Source organism: Winogradskyella maritima (assembly GCF_042650215.1).
GTDB classification, from domain to species: Bacteria; Bacteroidota; Bacteroidia; order Flavobacteriales; family Flavobacteriaceae; genus Winogradskyella; species Winogradskyella maritima.
In genome coordinates this window covers 829,880-844,997 of the sequence record NZ_JBHSAT010000004.1, presented here as the reverse complement: position 1 = coordinate 844,997, position 15,118 = coordinate 829,880, and the positions used below count along the sequence as shown (strand labels likewise).

10 protein-coding genes are annotated in these 15,118 nt (G+C 39.5%); 6 read left to right on the top strand and 4 right to left on the bottom strand.

Going from position 1 to position 15,118, the window contains the following annotated elements:
- The first annotated feature begins 46 nt into the window (after nucleotides 1–46).
- A complete protein-coding gene (locus tag ACFOSX_RS04730) occupies nucleotides 47–1,588 on the top strand; it encodes a glycine--tRNA ligase (protein WP_386097528.1) in 1,542 nt (513 codons plus the stop codon).
- 63 nt (nucleotides 1,589–1,651) lie between these two features.
- Nucleotides 1,652–3,391: an FG-GAP-like repeat-containing protein gene (locus tag ACFOSX_RS04725; RefSeq protein WP_386097526.1), complete on the top strand. Its 1,740-nt coding sequence runs from the start codon at nucleotides 1,652–1,654 to the stop codon at nucleotides 3,389–3,391.
- Here the strand turns inward: ACFOSX_RS04725 and ACFOSX_RS04720 are convergent.
- Together ACFOSX_RS04720 and ACFOSX_RS04715 are read right to left on the bottom strand one after the other, a co-directional pair.
- Nucleotides 3,388–3,942, bottom strand: coding sequence for a DUF3575 domain-containing protein (locus tag ACFOSX_RS04720; RefSeq protein WP_386097525.1), 555 nt, complete (start codon nucleotides 3,940–3,942; stop codon nucleotides 3,388–3,390). The two genes, ACFOSX_RS04725 and ACFOSX_RS04720, sit on opposite strands and share 4 nt — an antisense overlap.
- Nucleotides 3,943–4,005: 63 nt before the next feature.
- The gene (locus ACFOSX_RS04715) at nucleotides 4,006–7,425 is read right to left on the bottom strand and encodes a hypothetical protein (protein WP_386097523.1); all 3,420 of its coding nucleotides are present in this window, start codon (nucleotides 7,423–7,425) and stop codon (nucleotides 4,006–4,008) included.
- A gap of 141 nt (nucleotides 7,426–7,566) precedes the next feature.
- Here ACFOSX_RS04715 and ACFOSX_RS04710 point away from each other — a divergent pair, with 141 nt between their 5' ends.
- The 3 genes from ACFOSX_RS04710 to ACFOSX_RS04700 all read left to right on the top strand — a co-directional run bounded on the left by ACFOSX_RS04710 (nucleotide 7,567) and on the right by ACFOSX_RS04700 (nucleotide 10,477).
- Nucleotides 7,567–8,328, top strand: coding sequence for an exodeoxyribonuclease III (locus tag ACFOSX_RS04710; protein ID WP_386097521.1), 762 nt, complete (start codon nucleotides 7,567–7,569; stop codon nucleotides 8,326–8,328).
- 23 nt (nucleotides 8,329–8,351) lie between these two features.
- Nucleotides 8,352–9,311 carry an OmpA family protein gene (locus tag ACFOSX_RS04705; protein ID WP_386097519.1) on the top strand — a complete coding sequence of 320 codons (960 nt, stop codon included), beginning with the start codon at nucleotides 8,352–8,354 and terminating at the stop codon, nucleotides 9,309–9,311.
- A 128-nt stretch (nucleotides 9,312–9,439) separates the two neighbouring features.
- The gene (locus tag ACFOSX_RS04700) at nucleotides 9,440–10,477 is read left to right on the top strand and encodes an aldo/keto reductase (protein ID WP_386097517.1); all 1,038 of its coding nucleotides are present in this window, start codon (nucleotides 9,440–9,442) and stop codon (nucleotides 10,475–10,477) included.
- A gap of 19 nt (nucleotides 10,478–10,496) precedes the next feature.
- Here the strand turns inward: ACFOSX_RS04700 and cphA are convergent, their stop codons facing one another.
- Complete coding sequence (gene cphA, locus ACFOSX_RS04695) at nucleotides 10,497–13,136, bottom strand: cyanophycin synthetase (protein ID WP_386097515.1); 2,640 nt, start codon at nucleotides 13,134–13,136, stop codon at nucleotides 10,497–10,499.
- Nucleotides 13,137–13,228: 92 nt separating this feature from the next.
- Between cphA and ACFOSX_RS04690 the strand changes: the two genes are divergently transcribed.
- The gene (locus ACFOSX_RS04690) at nucleotides 13,229–14,089 is read left to right on the top strand and encodes a cyanophycinase (RefSeq protein WP_386097513.1); all 861 of its coding nucleotides are present in this window, start codon (nucleotides 13,229–13,231) and stop codon (nucleotides 14,087–14,089) included.
- Here ACFOSX_RS04690 and ACFOSX_RS04685 read toward each other — a convergent pair whose 3' ends face one another.
- Nucleotides 14,090–15,022 (bottom strand): isoaspartyl peptidase/L-asparaginase family protein, encoded by a 933-nt coding sequence (locus ACFOSX_RS04685; RefSeq protein ID WP_386097511.1) that lies wholly within the window; start codon nucleotides 15,020–15,022, stop codon nucleotides 14,090–14,092.
- Between the last annotated feature and the right edge of the window lie 96 nt (nucleotides 15,023–15,118).

Here is a 15,118-nt window from a genome sequence, read left to right as displayed (position 1 = left end):
TAAAAAACCGCGCTGTTAACTAAGTGCGGTTTTTTATTTTTGCGCTATGGCAAACAACGACGACCAGTTTAAGAAAGTAATATCACATGCCAAAGAATATGGCTATGTGTTTCAGAGCAGTGAAATCTATGACGGCTTAAGTGCCGTTTACGACTACGCTCAAAATGGAGCAGAATTAAAAAAGAACATCCGCGACTATTGGTGGAAGGCAATGGTGCAACTCAATGACAATATTGTTGGGATTGATGCCTCTATCTTTATGCATCCAACCACATGGAAAGCTTCTGGGCATGTTGATGCCTTCAATGACCCATTAATAGACAATAAGGATTCCAAGAAACGGTATCGCGCCGATGTGCTTATCGAAGACTATTGCGCCAAGCTTGAGGCTAAGATTGATAAGGAAGTTAAAAAAGCCGAAAAGCGTTTTGGCGATGCCTTTAATAAAGACGAATTTGTAAGCACACATCCACGAGTAGTAGGGTATCAAACAAAAATCAATGAGATTTTATCTCGAATGGCAAAATCACTCGAAGCTGAAGATTTAGCAGACGTAAAAGCGTTGATTGAAGAGCTGGGAATTGCCGACCCTCTATCTGGTAGTAAGAATTGGACCGACGTTAAGCAATTTAATTTAATGTTTGGCACCAAACTTGGCGCTTCAGCCGAACATGCTATGGATTTGTATTTACGACCTGAAACAGCTCAAGGTATTTTTGTGAATTTTTTAAACGTTCAGAAAACCGGACGCATGAAGATTCCTTTTGGCATTGCCCAAACCGGAAAAGCATTCAGAAACGAAATCGTGGCGCGTCAGTTTATATTCAGAATGCGTGAGTTTGAACAAATGGAAATGCAATTTTTCATTAAACCAGGGACACAAGGCGAATGGTATGAATACTGGAAAGAAGCTCGAATGAAATGGCACTTATCTCTTGGTATGGGAGAGGATATGTACCGTTTTCATGACCACGAAAAATTAGCGCATTATGCGGACGCCGCCGCCGATATTGAGTTTAAGTTCCCATTCGGATTTAAGGAATTAGAAGGTATACACTCACGTACAGATTTCGACTTGAAGGCTCACGAGGAACATTCAGGCAAAAAACTCCAATATTTCGACCATGAAGACAACGAGAGTTACACACCTTATGTCTTGGAAACATCTATCGGTTTGGACCGAATGTTTTTGGCGGTTCTATCTACAGCCCTCGTTGAAGAAGAATTAGAGAACAATACCACGAGAACCGTTCTTAAGTTGCCAGCAGTTTTGGCACCAACCAAAGCGGCAATTCTTCCACTGGTTAAAAAAGATGGACTCCCCGAAATCGCAAAACAAATCGTCAACGATTTAAAATGGGATTTTAATGTTGCTTATGACGAAAAAGATGCAGTTGGTAGACGTTACCGTAGACAAGACGCAAACGGTACGCCTTTCTGTATCACTGTAGACCATGACACCTTGGATGATAACAGTGTAACCATCCGTCATAGAGACACCATGGAACAACGTCGCGTTAAAATTGAAGACCTAAGGTCGATCATTAAAAAAGAAGTTGATGTAAAGGAGTGGTTGAAGCGGATGTAAGCCAATTCTTAATAATTTGCTATATCAAGTTATATTCAATACTTTGCTTAAAAAAGTGCTATTATGAATAGAATATTACTTGGCTTTGCGCTTTGTAGCGTTTCTTTTATTTCCAATGCTCAGATTAGATTTGAAAACACCGCAGTTTCTCGTGGTGTAGATTTTTCATGTGGCGCTCCCTTTTTAGGTGGTGGCGTTTCGTTTTTCGACTTTAATGACGACGGTTTTGACGACTTATCATTTGCTACTGAGAGCGGTGCGGAGCTTGCTTTTTTTCAAAATATTGATGGCTTAGGTTTTGTTACTATAAACCTGAATCTGAGAGATACCGATAACAACCTCATCGATTTCCAAGCGAAGCAAATTAATTGGGTAGATATTGACAATGATGGCGATAAAGATCTATTTGTAACTAGTGATGAAGCTGGAAATAAACTTTTTAAAAATACAGGTAATTTAATCTTTGAGGACATCACAGTTACAGCTGGGTTTCCTACTACTGATTTAAACTCTTTTGGAGCTTCATGGGGCGACTATAATAATGATGGATTCTTAGATGTGTTCATTTCTAGCCGAGATCCAATGGTGTCTTCTTTTACGCCTAACTACCTTTATAAAAATAATGGTGATTCCACGTTTACGGACGTTTCAGTAGAGGCAGGTATTGACCGTTCTAAGCATGTTTCTTTTTGCTCGGCTTGGATTGATATTAACAATGATGGTTTTCAGGACTTGTATATTTCAAATGATAAAAGAGCTGAAGAATTTCATAAAAATCAGCTTTACAAGAATAATGGCGACGGTACGTTTACTGATATAAGTGCTTCTTCGGGAACTGATCTTTTAATTGATGCGATGACAGTAACTGTTGGCGATTATAACCGTGACGGTTTTTTTGATATTTATGTCACCAATGCTGGCGAATGTGTCCTACTAAAAAACAATGGAGATGAAACTTTTACAGATGTTGCTCCAAGCACAGGCACCGATCTCGTCAGCTTTACTTGGGGTGCTATATTCTTAGATGGAGATAATGATGCTGATTTAGATCTCTATGTAAGCAGTAGTCTCTTTCAAAGTAGTTTTCCATCTGCAGCATTCTTTGAAAATGATGGTAACAGTAATTTCAGTATCCCAACTATGGCTGGTTTTGACAATGACGAAGGGCGAAGCCATAGTAACGCAACAGGAGATTTAAATAATGATGGGCTTACTGATTTTGTAGTAACTAATACCGATGACCAGGATATTGTACTCTGGGAAAATAAAAACACTGAAAACAATAATTGGCTAAAAGTTAAACTTCAAGGCACAACCAGTAATAGAGATGGTATTGGCTCAGTAATTGAAATTTCTTCGAACGGACAGCAACAATATCATTACACCAATTGTGGTGAAGGCTATCTAGGACAAAATTCAGCTACTGAGACATTTGGCATCGGTAATGCTACCCTTATTGATTACGTAAAGGTTACTTGGTTGAGTGGACTAGTAGAAACCTATAGAGATATTAATCCAAATCAGACACTATTTCTTATAGAAGGAAACACTCTAAGTTTAAATGAAACAGCGGTGTTGGACTTTACACTGCATCCAAATCCGGTTACAGATATATTAAAACTAAAATCCAAGGTATATATTGAATTTGTAAAACTATACGAATCTACAGGTAAAATAATAAAGCATTTTAAGGTAAACTCGTATGAAAAACATATTGACGTTTCGCTATATCAAAGTGGTATTTATTTTCTAGAAGCAATGACTTCAAGTGGCCCAATAACGCAACGTTTTTTAAAACATTAAAATCTATACCCTAAAGTAATACCCAGCTTACCTACAAAATCTTCGCTAACATCGGAGCTATTAAATAAATTTCGGCCGATTCCAAAACTCAATTCACCAACAAAGCCGCTATTAGTTAACCATTTGCCACCTAAACCAATACCGAGCGCAAAATCTGTGATGTTTTCTTCACGTTCAATTACAGGGCCGTCAAATACTGTTTGAGAAAAATCAAAGGTTGTCTCTTTAATGGAATTTAACATTCCAAAGCCTTCCAAGAAGAATCCAGCGGCATATTTCTTTCCAAAATACAGTCGATAATATGGTGATACATAATAATTAATATCATCCCTAATCTCTTCATCGAATGGGACAAATACCTCAATACCGAGACCTGATTCTTGGTTTAACAGATATTCATAAGTGACGTCAAAGGCTCCAACCACCATAAAAAGAGCATTTAGTTTTACTTCACTTGTTGCATTATCAGCAATTTCTGGCGTTTCGCCGTCTTGAGCTTTAGATGTAATAAAAATTGAAAGTGCTAAAACAGTTAAAATGATTTTTTTCATAATATTACATTGATTAATTTCTTTACTAGATGCAAGTATAGTAAAAAGGTTGCTTCAGTAACATTAAAAATAGGCACGTAATTGCACATTGCCTGTATGGATGGTTCTTGAAGACTCACTCTTTCTTCCAAAATAGCTTAGGTTTAAATCAAGATATTTAGTCAGCCTTTTCTGGGCTAAAAGATTCCACGTAAAATTAGTTCCAGGCTGTAAACCTTCTAAAATTTGATAAGCTACCGGACTATTGGGATTGCCTTCATAATCATTCTGAAAGACATTAAACGCGCCTATCAAACCTATCTTCTGGGCATTATTAAAATTGAACGAAAATCCGTAATTCTGCTGGTCTAGCGCTTCCAATAACCCTATTTCATTCGATTTATTTTTGAAGGTATAAAACACATCAAACTGAGCATTTTCACTGAATAAATATGACAATTTCGGTTGGATTTCTGAAGCCTTGATGTCAAAATCCCTATTGGCGAAATTCTGATTTAAATTCTCCGTTGTACTAAAATTAGATATCGCCGTTAACAGCCAATTTGCACCTAACTTATGGTTGAAATTAAACTGATGCGCCACCGAATTGTTCTTCTGAAAACCTATAGATAACAGATTCTGAGTTTTATTATTCAAAAACGTGTAGGATGTTGTAAAATTCTGCTTTCCTCGATTAAAAAACAGGGTATTCCGCAAACTGATATTCAGGCCTAATCGGTCGGGATTATCATCCGCAACATCGCCCAAGGCTTCAAACGGATTTAGGTTAAAATCGTTACCCGTTCTTCGCAATTTATTATCGACTAAAAAGGACGACTGATTGTAAAAATGAGACCAGAATTTTTTTGTTTTATCTTCTGAAACGGCCCAAGGTTGTGGATTAAACGTTAAGGTTTGGCTAAAACGATTTTGATGAGTCCTAACAAAAATCCGATTTGGTAATAACACTCTAATAAACTCGCCTTGGTCTTGAAACTGTGCCAATTCAAACTCATCCAACTCTTGGATACGGTTGTTATTGTAATCATTCCAGGTATACGCACCTCGTCCCGGCTCTACCGCCACATAGGTGAATTCTTGTTGTGGTAGCGAACCCGAATTGGTTTCATAATTAGTATTGGACAACAACACATTTTGAAACAATTTTAAATTGAAACTCAATCGGCTATTGAGTGAGTTTTGGTCTTCAATCTCGGGGTCTGTGAATTTTAAATTACGGTAGTTGGCAAATAGGTTTAGATTGGCTTTTGCAGATTGAATCAATTTCGACTCTACATAATAGGTATCCGAAGTGTTAACGCGCTCAATTTGATTATTGCGCAAACTATCATTGGTTCTGAATTTATATCCAACTTCAGCAAAAATCGCTGTAGAATCGCCGACGCCAACAAAAGCTTCATACGATATAAAACGCTGGCTTAACGGCGTAAATTCATTAGTGGCTTTATCTTTTTGCTCGTTAGATTCCAAAGCCACTTTTGTGCCAGCCCATTTATTTTTCTGACCGTAAACCACTCGATTAAACGAACGCAAAAATTCAGAACTATTGATATTGCTTTCACTGTTTAGGTAACTAGAATTGCTAAATACTGACCAGCCCTTCAAATTAAAATTGGCAAACAACAAATGCCGATTGCCGTTAAAATTTTCGGAGAAATTAAGGTGTTCAAAATTATATGAGGCTTGGCCTTTTTTAGCATGGCTGAGCTGAAATCCCGTATTCAATAGTAACTGATTCCCCAGAGGCATGTCTAAATTCCAATCCCGATTAAACTCCGCCCGGTACAAACGTTGAATGGTCTTAAAGTTTTTATTGATAAAATCCCCATCGGCTAGCGCCGTTAAATTCCAGAGGCTATCATTCTGAATGAGTTTCTGTTTCCATCGTAACTTTCCGGCGAAGCCATCGTTATTTCCATCATCTAGACCTGAAAATAAATTGAGGTCTTCCTTACTCCCCGAAGCTTCAAAAAAGATATCGGTTTTTTCGCTTGGTTTATAGTTGCCGTTTACGACTGCAATCTGCAAACGCTCAGGAGCTATGAGCTGAATCACAGGTTCAAAATTACCTTGGGGAATGCCAGCAATGGGCGCAACATACTCATAAATGGTACTTACGGCATCGGTGGTACTGATGATATAATTCCCTTGGTTTTGCCCGACTTGCGAAAAACGGACACTGAACAATTCATCTTCAGGATTGTTGGAAAACACAAAGATTTCCGTTGTGCCATCAAAATCCTTTCGGTATAAAATTCGATTTTCGGAAAAGTCTTCTTGCTGGGCAGACGGTGCTACCATTTGCCCTCTGTCATCCCCAGCATCCGCTAAAATCTGAACTTGTTCCGTCGACAAATTCTGCTGTAAAGGTTGATTTTTGGCATCACTTTCGGAATAAACCGACGCTTTCAATTTTAGTTTTTCAGTTTCAAACGTCCCGCCACCGAAGGCTATAAATCGTGAATAATTGCGTTCGCTGAATTGATAATCGACTGTGATTCGCATTTCCGAAGTTATCGGATACGTTGAATTGAAAATGATTTCTCCCGCATTATAATCGATAATGTAATCCTCATTTTCGCCCCGCGTCAGTGGAATTCCATTGACATAGACGACCTCACTTCCCGACACCACCAAGACAAATAATTCTCCGTTAGGGCCAAGCAATTTGTACGGCCCTTGATTGCCTTCTTGCGCCGTGAATTGACTGGTGGTAAACTGTCCCCGTACCAAAGCGCCCGAAGCAAAAACGGTTATCTTTTCGCTGAGATTGGCATTGACCAAAAGCCCTTGCACACGTTTAGAAAAGCGCGCAAAATAACTTTGTGTATCCACCAAATCGATATCGCCCGCACGGATACGCCAATCCTCACTTTGCAGTTCAATAAACACTTGGTCGAACTCATCCAAACGTTGAGAATACCCACTTTCTTGCAAGGGGATATTGGCGTCTTGTATAGAGGCTTTTAAGGTCACCTTGTCACTAAGCTTTCCAGAAATCTGCAAGTCTAATTCAGAATTTAAAACCGTGTTTTGATTGTTTCCAATAGTGACACCGCGGGAAATACTTCCAGAAGTGGTCAACCCATCAAACGGTGTAAAGTCGCGTTTTCGTTCTCTATTTTGAAGGGTATACAAGCGCTGCAAACCCTGAGAATTATTCACGATCACCGAAGAATCAAGTTGTCGGTAGGTTTGGGTTAAAAATTTCGGGTAGGGTAAATATGAAACAATAATGGTGTCGGTTTCAAGCGTGCTGGACAATTTCAAAATTGAAGTCGGAAAATCAATGCTGAATAGGGATGAATCGATTAACGTTCCAGCTTTGGTCTTCAAACTAAAATAAGCGGGATTTATACTTACCGAATCTAATTTTATAGAATCTTCTACGGCTAGTTTTTTGGTTCGGTAGTTGCCTTCGGATTTTTGAGAAAACCCAAGATACGACACAAGTAAACAAACAATAGTTACGGCAACCTTCATCTAAAGAATAACTTCCTAAAACGAGAATTATTTTATCGTTAAATCAAGCCTAAAATAATAGCGTAAATGTACAGTATTATTAATTTAGCTGGGAAATTGAGTTTAACTTAAATGAGAGTCCCGCTTTAATGGGAAACGCGTATGAAAATTGCATCGTATAACGTCAACGGTATCAGGGCCGCCCTAAAAAAAGGCTTTATAGATTGGTTAACAGCTACGAATCCCGATGTGATTTGTCTTCAGGAAATTAAAGCCCAAGAAGACCAATTAGACCTTTCACTATTTAAAGATGCGGGCTACAGCTACCAATATTGGTTTAGCGCACAAAAGAAAGGCTACAGTGGTGTTGCCATTTTAAGTAAAACCGAGCCCAACCACGTGGAATACGGGACCGGCATTGCCTCCATGGATTTTGAAGGTAGAAATATCCGCGCGGATTTTGATAATATTTCCGTGATGAGTTTGTATCTGCCGTCGGGAACCAATGATGCCAGATTGGACCATAAGTTAGAATATATGGCCATGTTTCAAAACTACATCAATCAATTAAAAACTAATTTACCCGGACTTGTCATTTTGGGGGACTACAATATTTGTCATGAAGAAATCGACATTCATAACCCTAAAATGAAAGGCGTTTCGGGTTTCCTTCCTGTGGAGCGCGAATGGATTGGCAACTTCATTCAGAGTGGCTTTATTGATACGTTTCGTTATTTAAATCCTGAACTTCAGAAATACAGTTGGTGGTCTTACCGTGCCAATGCCCGCGCGAATAACAAAGGTTGGCGATTAGATTATGCTATGGCGACCGAAAATTTACAAGAAAATATAAAACGAAGCGTTATCCTTAACGATGCAGTGCATAGTGACCACTGCCCGATTTTAGTAGAATTTGAATTTTAAAATCAATCAAAAAAAACAAATCAATGATTAATAAAAGCTTAGTAATAGCAATGACATTGGCGACCTTCACCTCTTGTGTCTCCAAAAAATTATATACGGATTTAGAAGACCGTTATGCCAACCTTAAAAAGGAACAGCGTGCGCTAAATGAACAAAACGAAGCCTTAACCAAAGAGCGAAACACACTAAAAAACAATTTAGAAAAACTCCAAGACGCCTATGCCCAGGCAGTTGAAGAACGTGATAAATCAAAATCAGATTTGGCTGCAAGCAAAGCAAATTTAGATAATTTGAAAGCCTCTTACGACGCTTTAGAAAAAAACAGTTCTGCCGCCATAGCATCAAATTCACAAAAAAACAGGGAGCTTCTCGCTCAACTCGAAGCCAAAGAACAAGCCTTGGCCACAGAAAGCGAGCGCTTAAATAAACTTGAAAAAGAATTGGCCGCACGCTCACAACGCGTCGCTGATTTAGAGCAGGTCATTGCGTCAAAAGATGCGGCCATGACCAAATTAAAAGATGCTATTTCTCAAGCCTTAACCAATTTTGAAGGGAAAGGTTTAACAGTTGAACAACGCGACGGAAAAGTGTACGTGTCCATGGAAAATAAGCTGTTGTTTCAATCCGGAAGTTGGTCGGTAGGAACCGAAGGCAGAAAAGCTGTTCAACAACTTGGGTCTGTCTTAGCAGAGAATCCTGAGATTGCCATTTTAATTGAAGGTCATACCGACAACGTCCCTTACAAAGGCAATGCACAACTCAGCGGCAATTGGGATTTATCGACAAAACGTGCAACGGCTATTGTGAATATCCTTAGAGAAAACAATGCCATTAACCCTGAAAATCTAACGGCAGCTGGGCGAGGTGAATATGCCCCAATCGCTACCAATGATACAGCAGAAGGTAAAGCCAAAAACCGGCGTATAGAAGTGATTTTAACGCCGAAGTTAGATGAGATTTCAAAGTTGTTGAATGACATCTAAATAAAAAACTTAACATAGATTTAGACCTGACGAGCCTTCAAAAGCTGTCAGGTCTTTTTATTTTTGTCATATTACTATGATTCTTGTTTAACTACTTAAAGAGATTCCCGCCTACGCGGGAACTGAAGATGAAATACACTAACCTCCCACACACCGATATTAAAGTCAGTAAAATTTGCCTAGGAACCATGACTTGGGGCAACCAAAATACGCAAGACGAAGGTTTTGCCCAAATGGATTTAGCGCTTGAAAAAGGTGTCAACTTCTTTGATTGTGCCGAACTCTATCCTGTTCCCGCCAATGCTGAAACCTATGCCGAAACAGAACGTATCATCGGGAACTGGTTTGAAAAAACTGGAAATAGGGATAAAGTTGTATTAGCAACAAAAATTGCTGGGCCTGGAGATTATACAGCACATATCAGAACAACGGGCTTTAGTAAAGAAGCTTTGAATGAAGCTATAAACAATAGTCTTAAGCGTCTTAAAACGGACTATGTGGACCTGTATCAATTACACTGGCCTGAGCGTTCTACAAATACCTTTGGAGTTAGGAATTACACTAGAGATGACAATGATAAGTGGGAAGATAATTTTGGAGAAATTCTTCATAATCTGGACGAGATTGTTAAATCAGGTAAAGTGCGCCAGATAGGAATATCTAATGAAAAAGCGTGGGGTACAATGCGATACCTCAACGAATCAGCCAAACATAATTTAGCTCGACCAATTACTATTCAAAATGCCTATTCTCTATTGAATAGAGTTTACGAAGGTGACATGGCAGAGATTTCGCACCGTGAGGACATTGGATTGCTAGCTTACTCACCAATGGCATTTGGTGTGCTTTCAGGAAAGTATGTCAAAGGCACGGCAGCCGACAACGCCCGATTAAAACTATTCCCAAGATTTGCACGCTATAGTAGTGAGCAATCTACAGAAGCGACAAAACGCTATTTAAAAATTGCAGAAGACAATGAAATGTCACTTGCACAGATGTCTTTAGCCTTTGTGAACTCTAGACCATTTGTAACGAGTAATATTATTGGTGCAACGTCTTTAGAGCAACTGGAAGAAAATATCGACAGTATTAATGTTGAACTATCAGATGACGTTTTGAAAGCCATTAATGAGGTCCATGCTGTGATTCCCAACCCAGCGCCTTAAACCTTTTTTTTTCTTGAATTTAAATTGTATGTAATTCCCCTTTAGATTCTAGGTTCTTTAAGTGTTGTACCAAATCGAGCGCATCAGGAACAACATCACTACACAAAATAATCAAGGAACCATCCACAGCATTTTTTACCGCATGTTTTATGGCTTCTTTTTCAGATGGAATAATTGTAGTCTTAATGTTTGGGTCTTTCTTTTTAATGCCGTCATTCAGCATTTTTATGAGCTCCTCTTCGGTTTTACCTCGTAGACGCTTGTCTTGTCTGATGATGATTTCATCAAACATTTCGGCGGCAATACTTCCCATTTCGTTGTTATCTTCTACACGACGATCACCAATACCTGCGATGATCCCGACCTTGACCGTTGCTTCGAGCTCATCAGTAAACTTTTGCAAAGCACGCATTCCGGCTGGGTTATGGGCATAATCTAAAAGGATTGAAAACTTTTCGAATTTAAAAAGATTCAATCGTCCAGGTGTTTGTGTTGCGGAAGGCACAAAGGTTTCAAGTGCGGCTTTCATATCTTCAATTCTAATGCCTTGAACATGTGCTGCCAAAATTCCTGCCAACACATTTTGAATCATAAATTTTGCCTTTCCGCCATAAGTCAACGGAATATTTTCAGCTTGCATAATGCGCATTTTCCATTCGCCTCGACAAATTGTAACGTAACCATTTTCGTAAACTGCCGTTAAGCCATTGAGGCGTTGCATAGCTTTGATTCTTGGATTGTTTTCATCCATGGAGAACAACGCTACATTACACTCTAAGGAGCGCCGCATATCATAGACCAAATCGTCATCCGCATTTAAAATAGCGTAGCCATCTGGCAAAACGGTTTCAGGAATTACACCTTTAACCTTAGCCAATTGTTCTACGGTATGAATACCTTTTAAACCTAAATGATCGGCAGCAATATTAGTGACAATGGCCACATCACAACGTTTAAAACCAAGACCAGCTCTGAGTAAACCACCTCTAGCACATTCTAAAACGGCGAAATTCACCGTAGGATCTTTGAGTACAAATTCCGCACTTGCCGGTCCTGTGCAATCACCGGTCATCAGTAATCTATTCTGAATATAAACTCCATCACTCGTTGTATAACCTACGCGATACCCTTTCATTTTTGCGATGTGGGATACCAATCTTGAGGTTGTTGTTTTTCCGTTAGTTCCTGTTATAGCGATTATTGGGATTCGTCCTGTGTCATTATGATTGGGGAACAATTTATCTATGACAGGCGCTGCCACATTTCGAGGCAATCCTGTTGTTGGTGCCAAATGCATTCTAAAGCCTGGCCCAGCATTAACTTCCAATACGGCGCCACCAGTTTCTGACAATGGTTTAGAAATATCAGTGGTCATGATATCAATCCCACAAATGTCTAAGTCAATTATTTTTGAAATTCGCTCTGCCATAGAAACATTCGCTGGATGAACAATATCGGTAACATCTTCGGCAGTACCTCCAGTGGAAAGGTTGGCAGTATCTTTTAGAATCAGCTTTTCACCCTTTGGTAGTATAGATTCTAAAGTATAGCCTGCATCCTTTATAATGGTTTGGGTTAATTCATTGACCGTAATCTGGGTTAGTTCCTTTTCGTGCCCGTAACCTCGTCTGGGGTCTCTATTGACAATATCTATTAAACGCTGAATATTAGATTCACCATCACCTATGACATGCGCTGGCGAACGTTTAGCAGCAGCCACCAATTGATTGTTGATGACCAGCAAACGGTAATCTTCCCCAACAATAAACTTCTCTACAATGATAGCACCACTTCTTGAGCTGTCTTTTGCATGTCTGAAGGCTTCCAACGCTTCATCATAATTCTGAATATCAACTGTAATCCCACGACCGTGATTTCCATCAATCGGTTTAATAACCAAAGGATAACCTACATAACGGCAAGAATCTTCTAAACTACGCTCTCTTCGAATGATATCACCTCGTGGCACTTCAACCTCAGCTTGTTCCAATAAATATTTGGTATCCTCTTTATCGCAAGCTAATTCTACACCAATACTACTTGTTTCGCTAGTTACTGTGGCTTGTATTCGTTTTTGATTAGCACCATAACCCAATTGTACCAATGAATATTTATTCAATCTAATCCAAGGTATGCCTCTTGATTCAGCTTCTTCAACAATAGAGCCTGTACTTGGCCCCAATCTTGAGCTTTCACGAAGCTCTCGCATTTCTTGAATATCCTTGTCTAAATCGTAATCCTCAGCACCAATCAAAGCTTCACATATGGCTACAGCAGCTTTAGCCGCATAACGCCCAACACTTTCTTCTATATAGGAAAACACAACGTTGTATACACCATCCTCACCGTAACCACGGGTTCTTCCAAAGCCTGTATCCATGCCAGCTAAAGTCTGAATTTCCAAAGCTATATGTTCTATAACATGACCCATCCAAGTGCCTTCATCCACACGCATAAAAAACCCTCCAGGACAGCCTTCGGAACATCGATGCTCATACATACTGGGAAACATTTCTTTTAGACGTTCTGAAAAGCCTGGTACTTTGTTGGTAGGATAGTCTTCCATAGCTTCCAAATCAAGTACCATCACAATTAATTTATGACGTCTTACAGACCAATAGTTAGGCCCGCGCATGGCATTTATTTCACGAATTTTCATAGAGGTTGGTTTTCAGTAAAGATTTTAAAGATATGCATTTTTCTACATGTAAATTAGTTTATTTTTGCCTCGATTAAACTAATGTTGACGGTATGAAAAGCAATAAAGGGATACTCATTCCTATTGGCGGTAATGAAGATAAAGGGATTGAAGCAGACGAAATGTACACGTTGGATTTTGTCACCGAAGGTATTTTATATCGCATTGTAGAACTTTCTGGTGGCATTGATGCCAAAATTGTGGTCATCCCTACGGCAAGTAGTATTCCTGTTGAAATTGGCGATAATTATCTTGAAGCTTTTGGCACTATTGGTTGTACTAATGTTGAAATATTGGACATCCGTTCTCAAAAGGATTCTGAAAGTTCTCGCGCAATAGATTTAATTTCGAAAGCCAATTGTGTGATGTTTTCAGGAGGTAACCAATCCAAGATTACGGAGCATATCGGAGGTTCTTCTATTCACAAGATTTTGAAAGAACGTTACAAGAACGAAAGCGATTTTGTAATTGCCGGAACAAGCGCTGGCGCCATGGCTATGGCGAATAATATGATAGCTGGCGGTAGTGCCGTTGATTCTTTCGTAAAAGGCGCAGTAAAAATGAAAAAGGGACTTTCTCTCGTGCCTCAATTGACGATTGATACGCATTTTATAAAACGTGGACGCTTTGGACGTTTGGCCGAAGCTGTGGCGCGATATCCTGAACGTATTGGTATTGGATTAGCCGAAGACACAGGTTTAGTGATTCAAAAAAATGAATGTGAAGTCATCGGTTCTGGAATGGTCATTGTCTTTGACCCTCGTAAATTGAAGCATAATAACTCTTCCATCCTTTCTGAAGGAACCCCAATGAGTTTAACTAATTTGAAGACCCATGTTTTGGCCAATGGGGACCGTTTCAATATTAAGAAGAAGACGGTAAAAGTCCTCCCGGTAACGGAACCGTTTGTTTAGCTATTTGTAGATTGAAATTTCAAAATTACCGTTAGAAGATTTGCTTGCGCGGTACATACCTTCCGTATTAAAAGGCATACTGATATTGCCTTCTGTATCAACCGCAATTAGACCTCCATCACCGCCAATATTGAGCACACGTTCATTAACCACGTGGTCTGACGCTTTTTCCAAAGACCAGTTTTTGAATTCCATAAGGCATGAGACATCATAGGCCACTACACCTCGAATAAAGAACTCACCACTGCCCGTACAACTTATTGCACAGGTTTTATTATTGGCATAATTGCCTGCACCAACCATCGGGCTATCACCAACACGACCCCATTTTTTATTCGTCATACCACCGGTAGATGTGGCCGCCGCCAAGTTACCATCTACATCACACGCCACGGCGCCTACTGTTCCAAATTTTGAATCTTTTTTCAACGAATGGTCCAACTGAAAATTATCCGTGTCTTTAATCTCTAACCACTGATTGTGTCTTAGTTCATCATAAAAATAAGAGGCCTCTTCCAAGCTAAAATTCTGGGCTTTCGCAAACGCCATAGCACCTTCCCCAGCCAAAAACACATGCTCACTTTTGTCCATAACAGCTCTAGCCAATGCCACCGGATTTTTAATACCAGTCACCAAACTAACTGCACCAGCATTTCTAGATGCGCCCTCCATGATACAGGCATCCATTTCATGCGTACCCTCAGCCGTGAACACACTGCCTTTTCCTGCGTTGAATAAATGTGAATCTTCCAATTGTTTTACAGCCTCTTCCACAGCATCCGTGCTTGAGCCTCCTGCTTCCAGAATAGCATAGCCCATAGCCAATGCCTGTTCTAACGCAGACTTATATTCGTTTTCAAGCTCTGGTGTCATTTGCCCTTTTACCAGCGTTCCTGCGCCACCGTGAATGGCCAAAGCAATTGGGTTTTTCATCATCATATAATTTGCTTCAAAAATACGGATGTTTTAGGTTAGACTATTTCTTCAAACTTAAAATTTAACTGATTTAATATTGCAATATCACGATGG

Coding starts and splice junctions, on each gene's coding strand:
- ACFOSX_RS04715 (WP_386097523.1), bottom strand. CDS start 7,425: ATGAAGGTTGCCGTAACTATTGTTTGTTTACTTGTGTCGTATCTTGGG.
- ACFOSX_RS04690 (WP_386097513.1), top strand. CDS start 13,229: ATGAAAAGCAATAAAGGGATACTCATTCCTATTGGCGGTAATGAAGAT.
- ACFOSX_RS04705 (WP_386097519.1), top strand. CDS start 8,352: ATGATTAATAAAAGCTTAGTAATAGCAATGACATTGGCGACCTTCACC.
- ACFOSX_RS04720 (WP_386097525.1), bottom strand. CDS start 3,942: ATGAAAAAAATCATTTTAACTGTTTTAGCACTTTCAATTTTTATTACA.
- ACFOSX_RS04725 (WP_386097526.1), top strand. CDS start 1,652: ATGAATAGAATATTACTTGGCTTTGCGCTTTGTAGCGTTTCTTTTATT.
- cphA (WP_386097515.1), bottom strand. CDS start 13,136: ATGAAAATTCGTGAAATAAATGCCATGCGCGGGCCTAACTATTGGTCT.
- ACFOSX_RS04685 (WP_386097511.1), bottom strand. CDS start 15,022: ATGAAAAACCCAATTGCTTTGGCCATTCACGGTGGCGCAGGAACGCTG.
- ACFOSX_RS04710 (WP_386097521.1), top strand. CDS start 7,567: ATGAAAATTGCATCGTATAACGTCAACGGTATCAGGGCCGCCCTAAAA.
- ACFOSX_RS04730 (WP_386097528.1), top strand. CDS start 47: ATGGCAAACAACGACGACCAGTTTAAGAAAGTAATATCACATGCCAAA.
- ACFOSX_RS04700 (WP_386097517.1), top strand. CDS start 9,440: ATGAAATACACTAACCTCCCACACACCGATATTAAAGTCAGTAAAATT.